Source organism: Paenibacillus taichungensis, assembly GCF_013359905.1.
GTDB lineage: Bacteria > Bacillota > Bacilli > Paenibacillales > Paenibacillaceae > Paenibacillus > Paenibacillus taichungensis.
This window is the reverse complement of the sequence record NZ_JABMCC010000106.1, coordinates 45,388-69,759: the sequence shown is the minus strand read 5'-3', so window position 1 is coordinate 69,759 and position 24,372 is coordinate 45,388. Positions and strand designations below refer to the sequence as shown.

General features: G+C 47.3%; 17 protein-coding genes, 1 pseudogene and 1 riboswitch. Of the genes and pseudogenes, 14 read left to right on the top strand and 4 right to left on the bottom strand.

Going from position 1 to position 24,372, the window contains the following annotated elements; all coding sequences use genetic code 11:
* Window positions 1-58: 58 nt before the first annotated feature.
* Entirely contained in the window at window positions 59-1,225 is a 1,167-nt protein-coding gene (locus tag HP548_RS11245) for an ROK family transcriptional regulator (protein WP_076291294.1), read from the bottom strand.
* Between the two features lie 200 nt (window positions 1,226-1,425).
* On the opposite strand from HP548_RS11245, the gene xylA reads away from it, so the two are divergent.
* The 9 genes and pseudogenes from xylA to HP548_RS11205 all read left to right on the top strand — a co-directional run bounded on the left by xylA (window position 1,426) and on the right by HP548_RS11205 (window position 13,608).
* Window positions 1,426-2,742, top strand: a complete 1,317-nt coding sequence (xylA, locus tag HP548_RS11240; RefSeq protein WP_063566575.1) for a xylose isomerase — start codon at window positions 1,426-1,428, stop codon at window positions 2,740-2,742.
* A 471-nt stretch (window positions 2,743-3,213) separates the two neighbouring features.
* Complete coding sequence (gene xylB, locus HP548_RS11235; protein WP_175381676.1) at window positions 3,214-4,707, top strand: xylulokinase; 1,494 nt, start codon at window positions 3,214-3,216, stop codon at window positions 4,705-4,707.
* 294 nt (window positions 4,708-5,001) lie between these two features.
* Window positions 5,002-5,718, top strand: a complete 717-nt coding sequence (locus HP548_RS11230; protein WP_246318028.1) for a glycosyltransferase family 2 protein — start codon at window positions 5,002-5,004, stop codon at window positions 5,716-5,718.
* Window positions 5,642-6,202, top strand: a pseudogene (locus tag HP548_RS34100) (hypothetical protein); the annotation flags it as partial. The gene HP548_RS11230 and the pseudogene HP548_RS34100, both read left to right, overlap by 77 nt.
* Window positions 6,203-6,631: 429 nt before the next feature.
* A complete protein-coding gene (locus HP548_RS34095; protein WP_409347653.1) occupies window positions 6,632-7,702 on the top strand; it encodes a glycosyltransferase in 1,071 nt (356 codons plus the stop codon).
* A 236-nt stretch (window positions 7,703-7,938) separates the two neighbouring features.
* Window positions 7,939-8,571, top strand: a complete 633-nt coding sequence (locus HP548_RS11220; RefSeq protein ID WP_175381726.1) for a bifunctional 4-hydroxy-2-oxoglutarate aldolase/2-dehydro-3-deoxy-phosphogluconate aldolase — start codon at window positions 7,939-7,941, stop codon at window positions 8,569-8,571.
* A 157-nt stretch (window positions 8,572-8,728) separates the two neighbouring features.
* A complete protein-coding gene (locus HP548_RS11215) occupies window positions 8,729-9,679 on the top strand; it encodes an alpha/beta hydrolase (protein WP_343054819.1) in 951 nt (316 codons plus the stop codon).
* A 202-nt stretch (window positions 9,680-9,881) separates the two neighbouring features.
* Complete coding sequence (locus HP548_RS11210; protein WP_175381674.1) at window positions 9,882-12,281, top strand: YcdB/YcdC domain-containing protein; 2,400 nt, start codon at window positions 9,882-9,884, stop codon at window positions 12,279-12,281.
* 199 nt (window positions 12,282-12,480) lie between these two features.
* Window positions 12,481-13,608 carry a transglutaminase domain-containing protein gene (locus tag HP548_RS11205; protein WP_175381673.1) on the top strand — a complete coding sequence of 376 codons (1,128 nt, stop codon included), beginning with the start codon at window positions 12,481-12,483 and terminating at the stop codon, window positions 13,606-13,608.
* A gap of 165 nt (window positions 13,609-13,773) precedes the next feature.
* On the opposite strand, the gene HP548_RS11200 is transcribed toward HP548_RS11205, so the two are convergent.
* Both HP548_RS11200 and HP548_RS11190 read right to left on the bottom strand, forming a co-directional pair.
* Entirely contained in the window at window positions 13,774-15,240 is a 1,467-nt protein-coding gene (locus HP548_RS11200; RefSeq protein WP_175381672.1) for an amino acid permease, read from the bottom strand.
* Between the two features lie 114 nt (window positions 15,241-15,354).
* Window positions 15,355-15,572: riboswitch (Lysine riboswitch) on the bottom strand.
* Window positions 15,573-15,714: 142 nt separating this feature from the next.
* Window positions 15,715-16,857: a virulence factor gene (locus HP548_RS11190; RefSeq protein ID WP_076291247.1), complete on the bottom strand. Its 1,143-nt coding sequence runs from the start codon at window positions 16,855-16,857 to the stop codon at window positions 15,715-15,717.
* Window positions 16,858-17,083: 226 nt separating this feature from the next.
* Here HP548_RS11190 and HP548_RS11185 point away from each other — a divergent pair, with 226 nt between their 5' ends.
* Window positions 17,084-17,524, top strand: a complete 441-nt coding sequence (locus tag HP548_RS11185; RefSeq protein WP_076291248.1) for a hypothetical protein — start codon at window positions 17,084-17,086, stop codon at window positions 17,522-17,524.
* A 40-nt stretch (window positions 17,525-17,564) separates the two neighbouring features.
* Here the strand turns inward: HP548_RS11185 and HP548_RS11180 are convergent, their stop codons facing one another.
* Window positions 17,565-18,263, bottom strand: a complete 699-nt coding sequence (locus tag HP548_RS11180; protein WP_076291249.1) for a response regulator transcription factor — start codon at window positions 18,261-18,263, stop codon at window positions 17,565-17,567.
* Between the two features lie 380 nt (window positions 18,264-18,643).
* On the opposite strand from HP548_RS11180, the gene HP548_RS11175 reads away from it, so the two are divergent.
* The 4 genes from HP548_RS11175 (at window position 18,644) to cydS (ending at window position 24,362) form a co-directional block, all read left to right on the top strand.
* Window positions 18,644-21,451 carry an ATP-binding protein gene (locus HP548_RS11175; RefSeq protein WP_175381671.1) on the top strand — a complete coding sequence of 936 codons (2,808 nt, stop codon included), beginning with the start codon at window positions 18,644-18,646 and terminating at the stop codon, window positions 21,449-21,451.
* 327 nt (window positions 21,452-21,778) lie between these two features.
* Window positions 21,779-23,125: a cytochrome ubiquinol oxidase subunit I gene (locus HP548_RS11170; protein WP_076291251.1), complete on the top strand. Its 1,347-nt coding sequence runs from the start codon at window positions 21,779-21,781 to the stop codon at window positions 23,123-23,125.
* Entirely contained in the window at window positions 23,122-24,156 is a 1,035-nt protein-coding gene (locus HP548_RS11165) for a cytochrome d ubiquinol oxidase subunit II (protein ID WP_076291252.1), read from the top strand. Before HP548_RS11170 ends, HP548_RS11165 begins: the two co-directional genes overlap by 4 nt.
* Window positions 24,153-24,362 (top strand): cytochrome bd oxidase small subunit CydS, encoded by a 210-nt coding sequence (cydS, locus tag HP548_RS34090; RefSeq protein WP_409347651.1) that lies wholly within the window; start codon window positions 24,153-24,155, stop codon window positions 24,360-24,362. The genes HP548_RS11165 and cydS overlap by 4 nt, the downstream gene beginning before the upstream one ends.
* Window positions 24,363-24,372: the final 10 nt, after the last annotated feature.

Genomic DNA, 24,372 nt, shown 5'->3' with positions numbered 1-24,372 from the left:
GATTTCTTTAACAAAAAGGGAGGAAATGGGGCAAAATGATGTCAATTTTCATCAGTTATTAGACGGACACTCTTATTTTACCTAGAAATTGGGAGATTGCTGAATAAGCGGCACCAACACGTGTGGACCGACTGCCTAGAGCAGCCCATTCAATCTGCAAACTGCGACGGTGATAGGGCAATGTACGCTCCTCCACCACTTGTTTCAGCGCCGTTTCAATCCATGGTCCTGCTTCAGAGAGAGGGCCGCCGATAATGATGCGTTCAGGATTGAAACTGTTGACGATATTAGTGATGCCAACCCCCAGTTTGCGGCCGATTTCTTGGTATAACTTCAATACATCTTCATGGCCTTGCTGTGCATAATCAATCAATTCCCGTGTCGTATGTGCCGGCAAAAGCAACTGATGATCCGGGTGCTCATAAGCTTTCTCTGAAGCATATAACTCCCAGCATCCACGATTACCACAGGAGCATGGTCTGCCTTCTGCTTCAATGGACATATGGCCGGTTTCTCCGGCATATCCCCAGGCTCCTTTGTACAGCTCGCCATCCACCATAATACCTGAACCGATCCCGATGCCTGCACTAATGTAAATCAGATGACGTACACCGATACCTGCACCAAAATTCAATTCTCCATGCGCACCTGCATTCGCTTCATTGTCGATCGTGACAGGTAACTCGAATACTTCTTCCAGCATGGCACGCAGGGGAACCTTCTCCCACCCCAAGTTGGGTGCAAAAAGCACCGTTCCTTCCTCGTCCACCATGCCCGGAACCCCGATTCCGATTCCAATTACCCCGTGAGGGGAGGGAGGGGCTGCATGAATCAGATCTTCTGCTGCAAGTTTCAACTGTTCAAATACAGAGGACACATCATGATGTTCCAGTTTCACAGCGTACTCTGTGATAATATGACCTTCCAGATCGGTGAGCACACCTTTTAAGTGGGTCACGCTGAGTTCCAAACCTACGGCATATCCCGATGTACCGCGAAACAGCAACATCAGAGGTTTACGTCCACCGCTGGATTCCCCAGGGCCAATTTCCTGCAAGAGTTCATCATTGATCAGATCGGCAACCAGATTGGATACCGTTGCTTTGTTCAGCCCTGTAATCTCGGATACCCGCGCACGGGAGAGGGGGGCATGACGCCGAATCGTATCCAGGACGATCGACTTGTTTATTTTTTTGACCAGCATCTGGTCTCCGGTAATTTTCATATCCATAAGGCACTCCTATTCTTCTATAAAAGGGTTCAGACCCGCAATCCGTAAACAAGCTATTCGACTATTATAGCGTAAACAAACGTGCAAAAAACATTTTTATTTTTACTTTGTTTAACCAATAGACAAAGTATAACTGATGTGTTAGGATAACGTTGTAAACGATTACTTTCAAAACTATTGAGGAGGCATTTTACATGGCCTATTTTGAATCCGTTAATAAAATTTCGTTCGAAGGTAAAGATTCCACGAATCCATTTGCTTTTAAACATTATAATCCGGAAGAAGTTGTAGCCGGCAAATCGATGGAAGAGCACTTCCGTTTCGGCATGGCTTACTGGCATACATTAACAGCGGGTGGTAGTGACCCGTTTGGTGCGGAGACTGCTGTTCGTTCTTGGGATAAATACTCCGGTCTGGACCTCGCGAAAGTACGCGTGGAAGCAGCATTTGAATTTTTGGAAAAAATGAATCTCCCGTTCTTCTGTTTCCACGATGTGGACATCGCACCAGAAGGCAACAGCCTGCGTGAGTTCTACAGCAACATCGATACGATCGTTGACCTGATTGAAGGCCACATGAAATCCAGCGGCAAAAAATTGCTTTGGAATACAGCGAACATGTTCTCCAACCCACGCTTTATGTTTGGTGCAGCTTCCACTTGCAACGCAGATGTGTACGCTCATGCTGCAGCGCAAATCAAGAAAGGTCTGGAAGTGGGTAAACGTCTGGGCGCAGAAAACTATGTGTTCTGGGGCGGTCGTGAAGGGTATGACACATTGCTCAACACAGACATGCAACTGGAGCAAGACAACATTGCCCGTATGTTCCACATGGCAGTAGACTACGCGAAGGAAATTGGCTTTGATGCACAATTCCTGATCGAGCCTAAACCGAAAGAGCCAACCAAACACCAATACGACTATGATGCAGCAACTTCTATTGCCTTCCTGCAAAAATACGGTTTGGACAAACACTTCAAACTGAACCTGGAAGCTAACCATGCTACACTGGCTGGTCACACATTCGATCACGAGATCCGCGTTGCCCGTACAAACGGCATGCTTGGTTCCCTCGATGCCAACCAAGGCGACATGCTGATCGGTTGGGATACAGATGAGTTCCCGGTTGATATGTACGATGCTACATTGACAATGTACGAAGTATTGAAAAACGGCGGTATTGGCCGTGGTGGTGTGAACTTTGACGCCAAAGTACGTCGTGGTTCCTTCGAAGCAGACGATCTGTTCCTGGCACACATCGCGGGTATGGATACGTATGCTAAAGGTCTGAAAGTAGCAGCGAAATTGATTGAAGATCGTGTATTCGATGACTTCATCGAAAAACGTTACAGCAGCTTCAGCGAAGGTATCGGTGCAGATGTGGTTGCAGGTAAAGCAACACTGGCTTCCCTTGCAGAGTACGCGCTGAACAACGAAAGCCCCCGCAAAAACCAATCCGGACGTCAGGAATTGCTGAGAGCAAAACTCAACCAATACATCCTGGCTGACTAATACCGGGTCTCATCTGTGCAAGGCATGGCATGTGACGACCATGCCTGCCCTGTACAAGCTTGTACCACGGAACGCCTGAACAAGCATGACATTCGGACCGTTCCCGACTTTCCCCTGGGAAGGCGGGGACGGTTTTTTGATACCGAAATGGATTGAATTTCATGAGTATCAAGGTTTGCATGTCCATTACTAATGACAGATATATGTCGTTGGCACGATTTTCAGCTACAGAGACGAGTACGTTTTACTCGTTTCATATCCATGTGTGTTCATGATTAAGCATGCAGAACGGAGTGAGCAGAAAGGACCCGGAGGAAGCGGTCGCATTTATCCCCGGATTTCTCCCTTGTTAAAGGGATGAAGGAAATCCGGGGGTAACGGCGATCCAAGGGTTTTCTGATCACGGAGTACTCTCATGTAAACTTGGATTCTTCGTGGATATAACCAGAGATAAATGAGAGGAGTTAACCCATGAGTTACGTAATTGGTGTCGATCTGGGAACAAGTGCAGTTAAAACTGTGCTGGTTAACCGTGAAGGGAAAGTGGCGTTTGAAGCTTCCGAGGCTTATCCGCTGTACCAACCCAAAGCTGGATACAGTGAGCAGAATCCGGAAGATTGGGTAGAGCAGACAATTGTTTCGCTGCGCAAATTGCTGGAGGTGTCCGGCGTACATCCTTCGGAGATCGAAGGACTGAGCTTCTCCGGACAGATGCATGGCTTGGTGCTGGTGAATGCCGAAGGTAAACCGCTGCGCAATGCCATTCTATGGAACGATACACGGACAACGGCTCAGTGCCGCCGCATTGAGAAAGTACTGGACTGGAAATTGTTAAGTATTGCCCGCAACCGTGCGCTCGAAGGTTTTACCCTGCCCAAAATCCTGTGGGTACAGGAGAACGAGCCGGAATTGCTGCAACAGGCAGCGCTGTTTCTGTTGCCGAAGGACTATGTGCGGTATCGCCTGACAGGTGATTATGCCATGGATTATTCGGATGCAGCCGGCACTTTGTTGCTGGATGTTGCAGGCAAGCAGTGGAGCAAGGAAATCGCGGAAGCTTTTGAACTGCCAGTATCCTTGTGCCCACGTCTTGTGGAGTCATTTGAAGAAGTAGGCACATTGCTGCCTGAGATTGCGGATCAAACCGGACTTGCAGCCGCAACGAAAGTTTATGCAGGCGGTGCGGACAATGCTTGCGGAGCCATTGGCGCAGGCATTCTGAGTGAAGGACAGACGATGTGCAGCATCGGAACGTCCGGGGTAGTGCTTTCTTATGAAGAGCGTAAAGATCTCGATTTCGAAGGCAAAGTTCACTTCTTTAACCATGGAGAGAAAGATGCCTTCTATATTATGGGGGTAACGCTTGCGGCAGGATACAGCCTGTCCTGGTTTAAGGATACTTTTGCAGCTGACAAATCATTTGATGTGCTCTTGCAGGGCATTGATGCGATTCCAGCGGGAAGCAACGGGTTGTTGTTCACGCCTTATATCGTTGGCGAGCGTACACCGCACCCGGATGCGAACATTCGTGGCAGCTTTATCGGCATGGATGCCGGTCATAAGCTGGAGCATTTTGGACGTGCTGTGATGGAGGGCATTACGTTCTCGCTGCGCGAGTCTATTGATATTCTTCGTAACGCTGGCAAAACAGTCAACGAAGTCATCTCCATTGGCGGCGGTGCCAAAAATGAAGCTTGGCTGCAAATGCAGGCTGATGTCTTCAATGCAACCATTGTGAAATTGGAAAGTGAGCAGGGCCCAGCTATGGGCGCGGCGATGCTGGCAGCTTATGGCTGTGGCTGGTTCCCATCTTTGCAAGAATGTGCTGCCGCGTTCATTCGTCCTGCGAAATCTTATGCGCCTAACCCGGAAGCGGTTAAGGTGTATGACGGACTATTTGCACTGTATCAGGATGTGTACGGGCAAACACGCAGTCTGAATGACCGTCTGGCAGCATATCGTTGATTATTCAGACCTCTTTTATATTGAGATCTGAATAGGTCATTAACAATTAAACCAATGAAATATTACATTAACGAGGCACCTGCGGAAGCGGGTGCCTTTTTTGTCGTTGTCCAAGAAAAGAAGAACATATCGTTTTTGAAGGTTCCTAAACGTCATGAAAGGTTTCCCTGCCAGACATAACCCCGTTCCAGACGCGCATAGATTAGATATTGAGGTTAACAGGGGTTCTGCCATTTTAATCATCCATAGCACATCAGTTATTACGCGTGACAGACTCAGCCTGGAGGTGGGGAGTTGGAAGATCGTGAAGCAACCACGAGGCCGCATGTCACCTTGTCCATGATTGTCCGCAATGAGGAGCACAGGTATCTCAGACAAGCGTTAGAGACTCACCGGCCGTGGATTGATCGTGCAGTAATCATTGACGACGGAAGTACAGACCATACCGTTGCTTTATGCCAGGAAATGCTGGAGGGAATTCCGCTTACGTTGATTGTGAACCCGGCCTCCTTGTTTGCAGATGAGGTGAGTTTACGGAAGCAGCAGTGGGAGACAACAGTGGCTACCGGACCGGAATGGATTTTGAATCTGGACGCGGATGAAATCCTGACAACGGATTTTGGGACTGTTCGGAATCAACTGTTGGGTGGAACGGAGGACGCCATTTATTTCAGGTTGTTTGATATGTGGAGCGATACACATTACCGGGAAGATCAATACTGGCAGGCTCATGCGTATTATCGGCCATTCCTGGTCCGATACAGACCGGAATGGAGCTATGAATGGAAGGAAACTCCGCAGCACTGCGGCCGTTTCCCGCTAACCATTCAGCATTTTGCCTATGGATGCCACTCGCCTCGGGTGAAGCATTATGGTTGGGCACGTGCAGAGGACCGAATTCGTAAATACGAGCGCTATCAGGCACTGGACCCGGATGCAAGATATGGCTGGAAGGAACAGTACGAATCCATTTTGGATGCAGAGCCCAGACTTTTGCAATGGTCGGAATAAGGGAAGGAGGACAATAGAGTTGAAGAAGGAAAAAGAAAAAGGTAAAGAAGAGCCAAAGGAAAAGATTCTTATCGCAAGTCCTATTCGGCAGACAGCCCCGGTACTACGTGAATTTCTCCAGTCCTTGGAATCGCTTGAGCGAACGACGGTGACGACAGACTATCTGTTTGTGGACGACAATGAAGAAGAAGCGGCATCCAATATGCTCCATGAGTTTGTACTTCGGCATGAAGGCAGTCTTTTGGATGCCAATGTAGATGAAGCAGATACCAATCAGGGAAAAGGAGTATACAACAAGGACGAGGGTGGGCATTATTGGCGCGACGAACAGATCTGGCGGGTAGCCGGACTGAAAAATCGTATTTTGGCATATGCCCGTGACCAGAAGTACGATGCCGTGTTCTTGATTGATTCCGATCTCGTCCTGCATCCACGGACATTGGAACAGCTCGTATCGAACAGGAAGGAGATCATCTCCAATATCTTCTGGACACGATGGCAGCCGGGCACAAGGGAAATGCCACAAGTCTGGTTGCAGGATGAGTACGCCCTGTTTCGCAAGGGAGGCAAACGCAACTCAGGGGAGGAAGCAGAGGACGAAGGTACACAAACGGATGCATTCCTGAGGCAATTGCGTACTCCGGGTTGTTATGAAGTGGGGGGACTGGGGGCGTGTACTCTTATTCGCAGGAATGTATTGGAGTCCGGGATTTCCTATGACCAGATTCCGAATGTATCGTTCTGGGGAGAAGATCGCCATTTTTGCATCCGTGCTCAGGCATTGGGGTTTCGTTTATATGTGGATACACATTTTCCGGCCTATCACATTTACCGACTATCGGAATTGCCGGGAGTGGCTGCTTTTAATCGCAGAGCCATACGCGGAGAGGAATCGATCAGTATTTCGTTGTGTATGATTGTGAAAAATGAAGAGGCTTCCCTTGCCAGATGTCTGGACTCGGTTAATGGGATCGCTGACGAGATCGTGATCGTAGATACGGGTTCGACGGACCAGACACGTCAGATCGCAGCCCGTTATACAGAACGCATCATCGATTTTGAGTGGGTGGATGATTTTGCGGCAGCACGGAACTTTGCCTTTGAACAAGCAACCAGTGAATATATATTATGGCTGGATGCAGATGATGTGTTTGAACCGGATGACCGGGTGAAGTTCATTGAACTGAAGCGTTCCCTGGATCCTGCTGTGGACAGTATCACGATGGATTATCATCTGTCGTTTACAGCGGAAGGAAAAGTGGCATATAGTCTGAGACGGAACCGACTGGTGCGCCGGGATCGGAATTATCGCTGGATTGGTGCCGTGCATGAATATCTTGAAGTGGCCGGTCATTTGCTGCATAGTGATGTGGCAGTCACGCATAAGAAAGATAAGGAATACACGGATCGCAATCTAAAGATTTATCGCAAACGCGAACAGGCAGGGGAGGAATTCTCTCCGCGTGATTTATATTATTTTGGCAATGAATTGAAAGACCACGGGCATCTTGAAGATGCAGTGCATTACTATGGAAAATTTCTGGATACTGGGCTGGGATGGGTGGAAGATCAGATTGCGGCATGCCAGAAAATAGCTGATTGCGAGGCAGCACTTGAACATTCCGAAAAGGAAGTCTCGGCATTGCTGAGATCCTTTGCCTTTGATTTACCGAGGGCAGAGATCTGCTGCCGATTGGGTGGATATTTTGCTGACCGTGCCGATTACCGCAAAGCCTTATACTGGTATGAACAGGCGACCCGCGCCGTACGACCAACTGATCCGATGGTCGTATTGAACGAAGCTGCATGGACATGGATGCCGCATTTACAATTGTGTGTGTGTTATGACCGGATGGGCAATCGGGCCAAAGCCAAAGAGCACAATGACATTGCTTTGATGTACCATCCGACACATCCCAGCATGTTGTATAATGATAAGTATTTTAAGGATCTGGAGAAGGATAATGTGCTGGGAAATGCTTAGAACAAACCTCTCTAATGGAACAAAGAGGATGAATAATCCCTTTTTCTATGGAGAGGTTTTTTTGTGTTCCTATTTAACTTTATACCGGAGATATTGGTGCACACACTCTCACAAGAAATTGGATCAAAAGATTTCATCCAGGGGACGATATGCTTTACAATAGTGACTAACGGAAAAGCGGTGATAACGAATACTTGTCCTCGGCTGCCGAATCTATGAAACAAGGGGAAGTTGGCATGAATCTGACGGAAGTATTATTGGAATCGAGACTGGTGGCTATTGTTCGTGGTATTAGCCGGGAAGCTGCTCAGGCAGCAGGGCAGGGAATGACCGATGGTGGAATCCGACTGATGGAAGTGACACTTAACACACCTGGAGCACATGATATTATTGCAGACTGGCGCGAACGGCATGAGGGTAAGGCTTATATCGGGGCAGGCACGGTACTGAATGTGCAGATGGCCAAAGAAGCCGTTGCAGCAGGTGCTCAATTTCTCGTGTCTCCGAATGTCGATCTGTCTGTTATTGAATATGCTGTAGAACATGGAGTGGAGATCTGGCCCGGTGCGATGACTCCAACGGAGATTGTGGCTGCCTATGAAGCAGGAGCAAAAGCGGTGAAGCTGTTTCCAATGGCGAGTATGGGTATTCCGTATTTACGTGAAATCAAGGCTCCATTGAATCATATTCCACTGCTTGCAACAGGAGGAGCCACGCTGGATAACATTGCAGATTATTATGCTGCTGGTGCGGCGGCAGTGGGCCTTGGAAGTGCACTTTTGCCACGAGAAGCACTTGCGGCAGGGAACGATGAGCAGATCGCTACTTGCACTCGTGCATTTGTGGAAATAGCGAAAATCGAGGGTTGAACATTGAAGCTAACGGAAGTGGACTAGACACACCAGGGTATATATATGAAAAGCTTCTGAACCATTAGATAATATAAGAAGTGATGTGGATTAACGTCCGGTTAACCTTGCTGTCGTATGATGGAGTTAGACCAGAAAACGGAGAGGAGTGACACCAGTGAAAGCTAAAACGATGATTGGCGGGATGATTGCTGTTGCCGCGGTAACTGCGGGTGGTTTATGGAAGGCAGCCGTGAAGAGTCAAACCCCCAAAAAGATTCCGATTACGCTCACACCGCCCATGCCATTTGAGGATATAACCTTCGAGAGTGGAGGGGGGCGAGTGCATGGCTGGTTCATTCCGGCTGGAGCTCATCTCCCGAAGCCTTGGCCGTTGGTTATTATTGCACATGGCTGGGGCTCCAACCGATCCCGTGTCCTCCGTTATGCACGTCCCATTTGGGAAGCGGGTTACGCCCTCTTTATGTACGATGTTCGAAGCCATGGAGCCAGTGACCCAGTTAAAGCGGCTTCAGCTTACCTGTTCCGCGATGATCTGCTGTCTGCATTGCAATATACGTCATCACGCCCGGAAATTGATCCTGCTGCAATCGGTGTGCTTGGGCATTCCTTGGGTGGGCTAGGCACGATCCTCGCTGTAACGGAGGGCATTCCTGTATCAGCGGTGATCACGGACTCCATGCCATCCCAATTCGAGGTTATCGTCAGTTCGGAGCTGAGACGGCGCCGTCTGCCTTTGTTTCCACTGGCCCAGCTGATTCCGCGAATCTGGTTCTGGCGGCTTGGAGAATCTCTGAAAACGTATCGACAGCGTGATCCAGTCATGCTGCTGAATGAACGGCGCAAGGGAATGCAGCTACCCATGCTTATGGTACATTCCAAAGGTGATAACTTTATTCCACCAAGCGAACTTGAATATTTTATGTCCAAAGCGGATCCGCCCGTGGAGCATCTATGGGTCAATAGTGGAGGCCATAGCTGTTCAGAAGAAGATCCTGCGTTCTGGAATACGGTGATTCCTTTTTTGAAAACACATGTAAAGGTGCAGGCTCAGTCTAATGAATCTGTTATGCCGAACGTCAATATAGAGAAAATTCAGCTCACTTGATGCTCAGGCTGATCGTCGAAACGCCAACCCAGTTGGCGTTTTTTTGCTGTTTCTATAAAATATGCAGAAATTCACATTTGTAAAATTGTTGGGAAAATGACGATTAAAAAGGAAGCTTATGGTATCATAGAATAGACTGGCAATATTCATGCGAGGTTATTTTCATGCATCCTTGTATGAAATTGAAGGGAGAGGTCCAGATTTGAGTTTTGATTGGAATTTTAATGTACGATTCAAAATGTTTACAGCCAAAGCGGCTACAGCAGCCATGGCAACTTTGCTTCTGGCATCACAGACACCAGGGTTTGCAGGCAGCGCGTCGGCAGCGACAGCGGAACAGGTAACAGAATCCGCAGCGGGGGAAACGGAACAACAACTTGGATTAACAGACAACGAGGTGCCTGAAGGAGCCAAAATCTCCTCCAAGCAAGCCAGCGAGAATATACTGAACTTATTTCCATTGTTAAAAAAGGCGACGATTTCATACGCACGATTTGATTCACCGAATTCTTTTCCGCCACCAGATTACAAGGCGTGGGATATCGGATTTGAACTGCGTGAAGGCAACCGATCCACTGGATTCAGCGCAACGGTTCATGCGGTTACAGGGGAAGTGCTAAGTGTACATTTGCCTTCTGAGTTGCTGGAAAAGCAGGTTTCAGATTCGGAGACGAAATTAACAAAAACCGAAGCGAGAAAGAAGGCGGATGAGTTCCTGTTTAAGGCAATTCCGAATCTGAAGGAAGGCAGTTTTGTTACCGTTGATGAACGGTATATAAACAACGCGCTGCAATCCCTATTTGGCCGAACAGAGTATACTTACAGCTACCAACTGAAACATGAAGGCTTGGTATCTGAGGCGGAAACAGCCTACATAAGTGTGGATCAGAGCGGTGTGGTGACAGGATATTCACGAACTACGATTGGAGCTGAATATCCATCATCGAAGGCGGCCATTTCAGCGGAGCAGGCTCAGCAGAAGTTCGAGGAACAGTTCGATGTTCAGCTGGCCTATATTAGCGAAGAACGATTCTCTTCTCGCAAAGGCCAGAAGTATTACTTGGGATACACGCCGAAGAACTCAAGTGTTATTCCACTAAATGCGGATACACTGGATCGAATCAATAGCTTGACAGGTGAAACCCTTTCTCAGGAAGTCTCCCAGGAGGACAAACCTCTGAAGGGCAGTGTAGCTGCTTTTACACCGAATACTGGGTCGAAGTTGAATGCTCAGCAGGCAGAGGAGCTGGTCAAAAAGAGTTTTAATATACCCGAAGGTTACCAATTGGATTATAGCCAGTTAACTAAAGGCAGTTTTGCAAGTCCAAACAATCAGGTCTGGAGTCTAAGCTGGAGCAACCGCAATGCAAGTGTGTCTTATATGTTTATGAGAGACATTTCGGCGCAGGTTGATGCGGCAACCGGACAGATCTACAGTGTGAACATATATCAGCGCATGATGCCGGGCATGGAGCAAGAGAAGCCGGAGACGGAAGTGAAAGGCAAGACCGTGACCAAATCTCAGGCGGAGAAACTGGCTGTCAATACAGTCATCTCACTTGTGCCGGATGCAAGCAAGCAATTCCGACTTTCAACGGTGCTTGAATTGGACGATGCACGAACATTTATTTTCCAACGGTACCTAAACGGAATTTTGGTTAAGGATGATACGGTTCAGGTACAAGTTTCAAATGATGGAACGCTCAATGAATATTATGCGCTGGTTGCTGCAACGCCAGAGCAGCTACCGACGGACGTCAAACCGGCCATTAGTTATGAGAAAGCAAGAGCAACATATCTTGAAGAATTCAAATTGGTGTTGTCCTACTCTCGTTATGGTGGGTACAGCATGGGTAACAGCGAATCCGTTCCCGTGGGTGTAAAGCTTGCCTACATGCCTACTCGTACGGACAGTCCACTAACTGGCGTATCCTATGAAGTGCTGGATGCTAACACGGGAGAATGGAAGTCGATGTACGGCAGTACGACTGGGGCAGTTCAAGTTACCACCAGTGATATTACGGGACATGCCGCTGAAACAGCCCTGCAGAACATAGTGCAACATGGTGTGCTTCTTGCAGATGAACAGGGACGTGTATTCCCAGACCGAGTCATCACCAAGGGTGATTGGTTTACCTATCTGGCAAGAGCAATTAATCCGAATATGGATATGTATTATAGTGGAGACGGGGATGGCAATTTATACGCTGACATTACCCCGGAGAGCCCTTATTACCAAGCTGTGCGGACATTGATCGATCAGCGCTGGTTAGCGGGTGCCGACTCTGAAACGAAGCTAAATCCAGAAGAGGAGATGACTCGTGAAGAGCTGGCGGTATTGCTCGTGCGCATTTTGCGCTATGAGAAATTAGCCGGATTCTACACATTGCCATCGGATCTTCCCAACCTGGCAGATGCCAGTGCAGTCAACAACAAGGGAGCTGTCTCCCTCAGCATCAAGCTGGGATTGTTGCCTTCGATTGAAGGACGATTCATGCCTGCACGCAAAGTGACGGTTGCCGAAGCGGCTCAGGTATTGGAACGTCTGGCCAAGCTTCAGGGTAAGACGGATACCTTTATGAGCGGCAATCGTTTATATTGATTTGAGTTTGTTGCATAAATGCCCGGAAGAGTCATATGATGAGGATAACGGGTAGGTTAGGTTTGTTTTACTGAAGACAGGGGGACCTTCTACGGAGGGTCTCTTTTGATGCTTTTCGACAAAACTAGAAGCCTGCCGTCAATCCCTTTTGTGATACAATGAGGCATGAGAACTTTGCAAAGAGAGGTGGTATCCTTTCATGGGCAAGCACGGAAAACGAGTGATAACCTTGCTATTGGCTGGCTGTCTCGTCGCTGTGGCACTGCCACATGCGGTTGATCTGGATCAGCTGTACGCGGCGTCGGGAACATCGGACATATCCACGAATACGGATCTGCGCGAGACGTTGCTTAATGCGATGTCCCAGCGTACAGAGGAACTTGTTTTTACATACAAAGGCAATGTGAAAGGCCTCAAAAAACAGTTGCAGAGCTCCATTGACGAAGCAATGACCAGTGATCCTTATATTCAATATACCGTTAAAAGTTACGCATTTAATTATAAAGGCTCCAATGTATCCGCAGAGGTACATGTGAAGCTGGCATATCGGGAAACGAAGGAGCAGACCGATTATGTGAACCGTAAGGTGACCAACGTGCTCAAAGAGATTATATTGCCTGGCATGACGAATCATGAGAAAGTTAAAGTCATTCATGACTGGATTGTACTTAACCTGTCCTACGATACATCCTTGCAGAAATATACTGCATACGATGGACTTGTTACCGGCAGTACCGTATGTCAGGGGTATTCATTGCTGGCTTATCGCATGCTGGAGCAGGTAGGTATAGAGAACCGGATTGTGGAAGGAACGGCTGGTGAGCAATTACACGCCTGGAACCTCGTCAAGCTGGATGGTAAGTGGTACCATATGGATACGACGTGGGATGACCCTACTCCTGACCGTAAGGGCAAGGTAAGTCACAGTTATTATTTACTCAGTGATGATGAGTTGGCAAGGGACCATGTCTGGACAGCTAAAGGCAAGTATCCTACTGCATCTGCCCCCTATCGTGAAGCTTTACAAACTTTGGTGAAGTCGGGAGGCAGCAAGGCAACCGCGTACCAGAAGCTTTATCATACGCTGGAATACTCGCTCTATGATGAAAATGATGCAGTTAGTGGTCATTCCGCGCTAAAAACAAAAGTTCAGAGTGTGCTCAAGGATGGCGGAACCTCACTGACTTTTAGATACAAAGGTACTGAGACAGGACTAGTAGAGGATTTGCAGGATCTGTATCAGCTTGGCATGAAGTCAATATCGTATTACGTGTCCAACATGGAGGATACCGTCGATCTGCGTGTGAAGATTACCTGGACCATGTGACAGCAAACTTTGTATGAATGATTATAATAGGACACACCTTATGGTGAAAAAGGACGCTCATTCATGAGCGTCCTTTTTTGCTTGAGTGATAGCTATCCCGAAAATTGGACGAACCAAATAGGCACCCTTCTTTCCAGCGGAAAGAAGGGTGCCTATGAAATAACGTTATTCGTTTGTTGTTGTAAAATCACATTCCTGTAATGGTACAACTTTTGTTTTCTTAATAAATTTATAACCCAGCCATAAGATCAGGAACAGCGGAACGCTTAAGTAAGCGACGAGGGCTCCGCTCCAATCGATCTGATCGCCCGTGAACGCCTGATAGTTCTGTCCAATAATGACGATGATACATAACACAAAAGCAAAGATCGGCCCAAATGGGAACCAGCGTGCACGGTAGGGCAGATCGTTCAAATCTCGACCTTGGGCCACATACGCACGGCGGAAACGATAATGGCTGATGGCAATGCCGAGCCAGGTGATAAACCCACACATCCCGGATGCATTAAGCAGCCAGGTATATACAATACCATCACCGAATAGGGAGGCTAGAAAAGCGAGCATACCCACCGCTGTGGTCAAGAGAAGGGCATTCATTGGAATGCCCTTTTTGTTCAGCCGACCCAGGAAGCGAGGCGCTTTGCCATCCCGGGCAAGAGCATACAGAACACGACTTGAAGCATACATGCCTGAATTCCCGGCAGACAGTACAGAGGTCAGAATAACGGCATTCATGACGGAAGCAGCAATGGCCAGCCCCGCTTTTTCAAAGACAAGAGTAAACGGACTGACTCCGATGTTGTTCAGATCACCTTTAAGCAGATTCGGATGTGTGTAAGGAATGATCAGACTGATGACTGTAATCGCCAGAATGTAGAAGATCAGAATACGCCAGAACACTTGCCGAATAGCACGAGGGACATTTTCACGCGGATTTTCGCTCTCACCGGCTGCGACACCAATGAGCTCTGTTCCTTGGAAAGAGAATCCTGCAGCCATAAATACACCCAGAACCGCAAAGAATCCGCCATGGAATGGTGCCTCTCCAACAGTAAAGTTGCTGAATCCTACCGCTTCTCCACCGATAATGCCGAAGATCATGAGCACACCAACGGTAAGGAAGATGATCACTGTAGCGACTTTGATAATGGCGAACCAATACTCCGACTCTCCATACCCTTTAACGGACAACACATTTAGGGCAAAGATTAATACGAGGAACAACAGACTCCACAACATGGATGAACTGTCAGGGAACCAGTATTTGATGAGTACGGTTGCCGCAGCGAGTTCTGCCGCAATGGTGACGGCCCAGTTGTACCAGAAGTTCCAACCCATGGCAAACCCAAGGGCTGGATCGACGAAGCGGGCCGCATACGTATTGAATGAACCGGAGTCAGGCATGAAGGTAGCCAGCTCTCCGAGACTGGTCATTAGAAAGAAGACCATGATGCCGACGGCAACGTAAGCAATCAGTGCACCGCCGGGGCCAGCATTGGAAATAGCGGTTCCGCTTGCGAGGAAAAGTCCTGTACCAATGGATCCACCGAGTGCAATCATGGTCATATGCCGTGCGCGTAATCCTTTTTTCAGGGTAGGTCCTGTGTTAGTTTGGTTGTTGCGGTCTTGCATGGAAACACTCCTTCTTTCAGCGTACTAATGGGTTCAGAACAATGGAAATAACCAAAAGACCGCAGGCATTAGCCTGCGGTCTTTATTATCAATCGTCCGCACCTCGTCCCAGATGTTTAAGATAGCTCAACACAGAAGAAATCATACCCTCCGAGGAAGGCATCATACATCTGTGACAGTTCTGCACCTTTCGGCAACAGCCCCAGCCGCGCTGGACAACGTAAGGAACCGTCCTGCGGGCTTCGGCGGGTGCACCTTTCGGCTGAATTCATAAGCGGCTCCTTAGCGCCTCCTTCAGCGTACTGATCGCACCCGCGACCTCTACCTCATCATCATGGATGAGGTGTATCTATTGTCTATGAAATTATAAATCACAGAACGTAACACTCAATGTTCTGTTTAGTAAACAGACAATCAGTATAACCCCCATGGTATTCCAGTGCAATAACAATTGTTGGATATGAATCGAAAGGACTATTCCGACGTCTTGTTACGCCCAGCCATCTGCTGCCATACGGTTCCGGCTGCCTGTTCCCCGGATTCAATCCGTTCCAGTGCCATTTTGGCTTGCAGGCTGACTTCAAACTCAGGATCTTCGGCTGCCTTCCGCAGAGCTTGCTCAGCTTCTTCAGTTCCCACTTCGTATAGGAAACGGGCTGCACGCCAGCGTACAAGCTTGCTTTTATCCGATAACGTAGCTGTCATGGCTGCAGTTGCTGCAGGATCACCGATATCGGAGAGGGTATCTCCGGCAGTCCGACGTACAGCAGGTGAACTATCCTGCAGAGCTTCGTACAGCAGTTCCATCGCTTCCGGTGTACGGATATCACCTAGATATACAACAGCCAGTCGGCGAATCTGCATTTTACTGTCATGGAGTGCATGGGCAACGAGTGGCAGTCGTTCTGCTGTAGGCTCCATACCATCAAATGCAGCGTAGCGAACATTCCAGTCCTCATTATGCAGAGCCTCTTCAAGCTCGGCACCATCCAGCTCGCGGCGACGTTCCACGAACTCTTCGGAATTGGTGCCGTGCTCAATGGCTTGTTGAATTACGCGTTCCAGACGCTCAGGGGGATATGCTGCTTCCAGCTCCTGTTCAACTTCTCTTGCGATTTCAGGCAATTCCCCGTAGCGGACGCCGTAATCACTCAGTTTCCGTTCCTTGATCAGTGTTGCGCTGGCGACTTCAGTAACGGCTTTGACGAACCGATCCGAGAGCGAAATCCGCTCTTCCTTGGCGCCGGCTTTGACCCGAATTTGCATCGGCACACCTCTGAAGAATTGAACGAATACCTGTGCTTCACCGAAGTGTTCGCCAGAGGCGTCTTCAGATTCAATCCAGTCCAAATCGATTCCCTGTTGGCCAAGACGACTTTGGACTTCGCCAAGTATGACGGACCAATCCGCATTTCCCTTGCGGTCGAGCGCTACGAAGTCGGTTGTGTGGAATACACTTTTTACTCCGGGAATATGAAGCATCTGGCGAATAAACGCCGGAGCAGATCGTTCGTTATCCAGTGTATATGTTCTGCGGATCCCGTCCTCCAGACGTTCGTCCAGATGCAGCATCATCGTATTGGGACTGGGTGTTGGTTCAATTGAAACAATATTCATCGGTTCATAACCTCCTGTACCGGATTCATTTCTTAAAGTTCCCGCAATTAGCACGGGCATATCCCTATTTTACATGAATTGTCGCAAACTGCGAAATGGGTAATGAACCTTACACAGTTTGTGAAGAAGTACGAAGATAGTTAACACTTCTTTTATGTTCATACACGAACATTTTTAAATGAAGATTGGCACAATAAGAAGAGAGAATGAACTGGAGGTTATACCTATGGAACCCATTACCGTACTTTCGGACGGAAGTCGTGGTATTGATTATGACAATATGATTGCATTGTTGAATGAATGGATAACAGACGAGCAGAGGGAGCATGCAATGAAGAGAGAAAAGAATGTGAATAACGAGGAGGGGGAGGAATGGGGCAAAGCTCATTATTGTATTGTCGATTATCAGGACGCCGGGCAAGCCGTATCAGCAGCCAATGCCATTCGGGCATTTATGCCTCAGATTCCTTTGCTGGTAATTACGGATTTCCAATCCCTGATTCGCAAGCGCCATTTGCAGCTTATTACGGGTACGGGTCTGATAAAGATGATCCTTTGGCATGAGAAGGAACCAGACAGTCTGATCGTGGAAATCCAGCGGTGGCTGCATTCTTTTGCATACAAAACAAAAACAGCTCAGCCCTCAACTCAGTCGATGAGACGATGACAGAGAGAGGACATGAGCCATTATTTCATTGCGGCGTGTACTAAATGACGTATTTATATCCCGTTCCCCAAACCGTCTTGATGTACCTTGGATTTTTGGGGTCGGGTTCAATTTTTTTACGCAGACTGGAGATATGTACATCGATTGTGCGGTCCAGATATGCCCGTTCAGAGCCTTTAATTCGATCCATGAGTTCATTGCGGGTGAACACTTTGCCGGGATTTCGGTACAATTCCTTCATGATTTCAAACTCAATATGAGTAACCTCGATTTCAAGGCCATCCACAAACAAAGTTCTTCTGTACTCATTCACACTGACATGTCCGACAACTTCAGTAGGTTTGTCCTCTTTTATCGGTTTGTCCGGGTAGAAGATAGCCGATCTGCGCAGTAATGCCTTAATACGTGCATCAAGCTCTTTCAGACTAAAGGGTTTACAAAGGAAATCATCTGCACCATTATGTAACGCTCGGAGCCGATCATTCAGCATGGTGCTGGCCGAGATCATCAATATGGGTACAGTCGAGTGCTGGCGAAACGCATCTACCAGATCATTACCGTCTGTTTCAGGCAGCATCAAGTCAGTCACTACAATATCGGGCTGGAATCGTGGGAAAAGTTGAAGTGCTTCGCGTGCATGATGAACCCGTTCAGTTATGTAACCCTCCTCCTCAAGAAAGAAAGCAATCATGTCGGCCAGATTTTTCTCATCTTCTATAAGAAGAACTTTGATAGACATTGAGGTCACACTCCTGATGAAATGAATTTGTTAAGAAACTTCTAGAAAAATGGCGTAATTTGTGTGGGAATGCTGCAAAATTTTTAATGTTTGTATTCCAGAATATAGGATGCATATGTAGTAAGTTCTATAGAGTTGAGGCCAAACTTCAGTATTTTACCATGAATGAAGCTCATTTGCCGATCATTCAAAATTTCCCAAAGCTACATCGAGTAGTAATTACAGTATAATGTATCAGAACGGTTTCAGGGAAATAAAGTAGATCTTTTGAGCTTTAATCCATAGGAGATACCAACGTTGTTGTTGAATGCAAACATAGAAATCAATCATAAGGACGGATGCCTGTGGACTACATAAGGATAAATAAGGTGTTGGAGTGGATGGTAATCAAACTCCGTATTCCGTGGTTGGGTACGGCTATACTTATTATCCTGGGTACGCTGGGAACGATATTTCCTTTGACTCTTTTTTACGGGGTACAGCTCTTGTTTGGTACAGCCGCAACGTTTATTGCCTTGCGCTTACATGGAGCCGTATACGGATTCATTGCTTTGATAGCAATCTGTACCTTGGGTGTGTTATTCGGGGGTCTAGTCCCAAATAGTTTTTTTATGATTGGCGCTCATACAATTGAATTAATCTGGATGCTGGGGTGGCAGATCCGATGGAAGAATGGAAGTGTCATGAAGGCAAATGCTGCATTCTGGGTCGCGATGTTATTGCCAGTGACCTGTTATGGGTACATTATGGGCATGAATCTTGAAGAATTAAAATATACATACATGCATGTCGCTGTGACCAGTATGGTTAACGCGCTGATTGCAGGTATTGTGGTAGACTTCTGGATTACCAATGGCGAATTGAAGTCGAAACGAACAGGAACCATTCCGCTCACACGAATTGCATTTAAATACGTCGTATCCTTTGTAGTCGTTGTCTCTCTTGTTCTGTTATCGGCCGACAGTCGGAGACAGCTGGGTCAGATCAATAACTCCATCGTATCTAATCTAAAACACGCTGCGAATGCCGTGATCAAGGATTTGAATGAACAATATCTAACCGAAGAGAACATGCACCAGAGCATGGAGCGTTATCATCATCTGCTGGATGTAAATGTCATCGTTCTGGATCCAAATAATAAAGTTGTAGCTTCTGGATTGGATACGCTTCCGCAGGGAGATTACCTGGATATCAACAAGTATCGTTTACTCAAGCCAGGGGAGAACAGTATCCTATTCCATTCCGGGGATGCTTATTATAGCGATGTGCTTACTCACTGGAAACAGGCGTCGTTTATGTATGAAGCAGATATGACCACAAGTACTCCTTATCGAGTTTTTGTTGAGACCAACTCAGCCAATTATTACAAACGTATTGAGTCGATCTATCTGAATACGCTTCAGTCTCTGTTTATCATTTTCGTGGTTTCCATGATTGTGGCTGCTCCACTTAGCAAGAAAGTCGTAAGTCCAATGAAACGCCTCACACGCATGACAGGCTCCCTTCCCAGACTATTATTTCGTAATGGTAAGATGGATTGGCCGACCAGCCACGTCACCGAAGTGCAGATTCTAATTGGCAATTTGCGCAAAATGGCCGATGTGCTCCTTGAACAATTCGAGCAGATACGTCAGGACAAGCTTACGCTGGAAGACAGGGTCAGAGAACGAACCAAAGAGCTGAAGAATAGTGAAGAAATCAAACGGGCAATCATTGATTCATCTATTGATGCTATTATTGCTGTGGATTTAAACGGACTGATTATAGAGTTTAATCCCGAAGCCGAAAGAATGTTTGGATTGAAACGGGAAGAGGTTGTTTTAGAAAAAGAGGCCCCATCCCTTTTTCAGGGAGCGAGCTGTATGGAAATTAAGGAAATGCTGAAACAATGTGAGTATATTCAGGGCAAACGGCATGTCATCGTGGAAGAAATTTCAGGCATTCGCCGGGACGGTTCGGTTTTTCCGATTGAGTACAAAATTGTAGAAATTCAGCTGGGAAATAACGAAACGCTGTACAACTTATTTATCAAGGATATTACCGAGCGGACAAGAGCTGAAGAAGACCGTGTACGTCATGCGCTGGCTCTGGAGAAGCTGAATGCGGAGTTGTTTCATGAAAAAGTTGCCATCCAGGAACAGCGGGATATCAGCGAGCATTTCATTGAATCTGTTAGGGAAGGTCTGGTCATGTCTGATCGTTTCGGCACCATCACGATAGTTAACAGAAGAATTGAAGAAATGTTTGGCCTCCGAGATTTTTCGGGCAGATCTATCGTAGATTTAGCCAATGCCATTGATACTCTTGTGTTAACCGCTGATTTCAATTTGGTGGAGCAGACTCGTGCTTTTTTAAACGGAGAACTGGCCTTTGTAGAAACTGAATTTATATTCAATGATGTGGAAAAGAGTGTATTTTCCCTGTACATGAAGCAAATGGATGTTCCCGGTAAAAACCATGGATTTCTTCTGGTGTTCCGCGATCGTACAGAGGAAGAACGACTCAATCGGATGAAAAACGAACTGATCAGTGTGGTGTCCCACGAGCTTCGTACCCCTGTAGCGACCATTATGGGCTATGTGGAACTAATGATGATGTATGATCTTCCCGCTTCACAGCGTCAGGACTTCATGGAAACCATTTCTTCGGAAGGCGCACGGCTGAGCAGTCTGCTGGATGATGTACTTGATATTCAACGTCTGGACAATGAAGGCATGACCTACCATAAGACGTATGTACCGTTGCTTGAGTTGGTTGAGGGTGTTGCTGAGCAATGGAATATGCAATCCATTCAGCGTATATATGTACATGCGTTTAATGGAGACTTTTTTGCTTACGCGGACCAGAACCGGATGGTTCAGTTGCTGCACAATTTGGTTGGTAATGCAGTCAAGTACTCACCTGGAGCAGACCGAATTGATATTACGCTGTGGGAAGAAAAAGAATGGTTATGCATCGATGTACGTGATTATGGAATAGGAATTCCAGAGAACGTGCAGGACCTGTTATTTACGAAGTTTTATCGTGTGGACAATTCGGATCATCGTCAGATTGGCGGGACTGGACTGGGACTTTACATTTCGCGCAAAATTGTAGAGGACCACCAGGGAACACTTACCTTTATATCCGCGCCGCACAAAGGAAGCACGTTCAAGGTTCGATTGCCTAAGCAAGACGAACTTTTGTAAGGCAAGAGAAGCCTTTATCTAATAGGATGCTTTTATCCTGAAATAGATAAAGGCTTTTTTTGTTTTTCAAAATTTCCCGGATAAAAAAACAACTTCTTTTGCAAACTGTCTATAGAGCCATAATTTGCATGCCATGCAAAAGGAGGACGGCAGGTCTATGTTCCGTAAACAAGAGAAAACCCTTATTATCGTCTGCTTGGTTGCAGCCGTGATCGTGCTGTATGCCGTTGTCAAAAGTATTATCCGAATTATGAGTTATTGAGGCATATTGTCACACAGGCGATATGAAGTCGTACATAACGATTAAGTGAAAGAGGAGTGTAACCCATGTCATCCCTGGACCCTGTTCTGCTCAGCCGGATGCTGACCGGTCTAACCTTGTTTGTGCACATCATTTTTGCCTCCATCGGTGTAGGCGTTCCACTCATGATTGCCTTGGCTGAATGGCGCGGACTGCGCACCAATGATATCCATTACACCTTGCTCGCGCGCAGATGGGCGCGAGGTTTCGTCATTACCGTTGCCGTAGGTGTGGTTACAGGCACCTCAATCGGTTTACAGCTCAGCCTGCTGTGGCCGATGTTTATGCGGGTAGCGGGGCAGGCCATTGCCTTGCCGCTGTTTATGGAGACATTCGCTTTTTTTGTGGAGGCGATCTTTCTTGGAATCTACCTTTACACATGGGATCGTTTCAAAAAGAAATATACGCACATGCTGCTGCTGATTCCGGTGGCACTGGGATCCTCTGCTTCTGCGATATTCATTACAACAGTGAATTCTTTTATGAACCAACCTCAGGGGTTTACCCTGATTAATGGCATCATGAAGGACATCCATCCGATTGCTGCAATGCTGAATCCAGCTACTCCGACTAAGGTATCTCATGTGCTCGCCTCGTCATACACATTGAGTGCGGGTATATTAGCAGGTATCGCTGCATTCAGCTTGCTTCGTGGGCGAGATCATGTGTATTACAAAAAGGCACTTAAGCTCACAACGGTATGTGCGCTCGTATTTGCGGTCAGCACCGTCATGATCGGAGATTCTTCTGGTAAATTTCTAGCGAAATACCAACCGGAGAAGCTGGCAGCGGCAGAGTGGCATTTCAAAACGATGACGAAAGCGCCGCTGGTCTATGGGGGAATTCTTGACGAGAACAATGAAGTGAAATATGCCATCGAGATTCCCTATGCACTTAGTATACTGGCGGGAAACAGACCGGACACGGAAGTGAAAGGGCTTGAAGAATTTCCGGCCGATCTGAGGCCGCCGTTGTCCATTCACTATATGTTTGACCTGAAAGTAACGACTGGCGTGATCATTCTGCTAATTCCGGTGCTTTATGTGTTCCGTCGCTGGCTGCCGGGGCGCAAACCTTATCCCAAGTGGCTCTTGCTCGGTATCGTCCTGCTTGGGCCCTTGGCCATGATTGCCATTGAGCTGGGCTGGATGTTCGCCGAGGTTGGCAGACAGCCATGGATATTGCGCGGGTACATGAAGGTGTCGGAAGCAGCAACAACATCATCCTCAGTAGGCTGGATGTTGGTTCTGTTTATTCTGCTGTACCTAATCCTTTGCTTCTCAGCGATTCGGGTACTCAGCAAGCTGTTTCGTAACAAGGAAGCAGAGAAGGAACTGGAGTCTCTCGGTCTGGAAGGAGGGATCGTGCATTGAGCTTTGAAATAGCGGGCATCGCGATTTTGTGGACGTTTCTCTTTGGATATCTGATCGTGGCTTCGATTGATTTTGGAGCCGGATTTTTCAGCTTTTACAGCATATTAACCGGACACGAGAACAAAATCCATAACATTATTCAGCGCTATCTCTCACCCGTGTGGGAAGTGACGAATGTGTTTCTGATCTTTTTTGTGGTTGGTTTGGTCGGTTTTTATCCGGATAGCGCTTTTTATTATGGGACAGCGCTGCTTGTTCCAGGTTCATTGGCGATTGTACTGCTTGCCATCCGGGGCGTGTACTACGCCTATAATACCTATGGGAACCATGGGCAGAACAGCCGGATCTATATGGCATTGTACGGAGCAACGGGATTGCTGATTCCGGCGGTGTTTTCCACCATTTTGGCGATATCCGAAGGTGGAATTATTGAGCAGGTGGGCGATCAGGTGTTTTTTCGCTGGCGTGAGTTTTTGACGAATCCGTATACCTGGTCTGTTGTATTGCTTGCCCTGGTAAGTGTGCTCTATATCTCCGCGATGTTTCTTTCCTACTATGCTAAGCGGGCAGAAGATGAGACTGCGTTTGAAGTTCTGCGGGAGTATGCACTCCTATGGAGTCTGCCTACGATCTTTGCCAGCTTCCTGGCATTTTTGCAAATTAACAAACAGAATCCCGCACACTTTGAGCAGATGTTAAATATCTCATGGATGTTTATCGCATCTTTTATCTGTTTTGTGATCGCCGTCTCGCTGGTATGGAAACGTAAATATTTGGGCTGGTGCTTTATCGCCGTCATGCTGCAGTTTGCCTTTGCCTGGTACGGCTATGGGCGCTCACATCTTCCATACATTCTGTATCCGTACATTAATATTTACGATAGCTTTACGAACAAGACGATGGGGATTGCGCTCATTACGGCGTTCAGCCTGGGACTGCTGGTGCTCATTCCTTCACTTGTGCTCATTATGAAGCTGTTTCTGTTTGATGCCAATTATGTGCGAGGTAATGCTGGCAAAAAGAAAGGATGAGTCCGTTCATGCTTCCCAACATGCTGTTTGTCATGATTCCACGGTTACTTCTCAGCTCTGACGCGGGAGTGACGGGTATTCCCGGTATAACGGGTTTAAGTTTTTTTGAGACCTTTACGATTATGTACGCCCCACCATTGATTATCTGTGCTGCAATTGCGTTTTTGTTCGTCTACTTGGCGAAGTGCAAAAATCCAAAGGATTGATTCGTTGGTA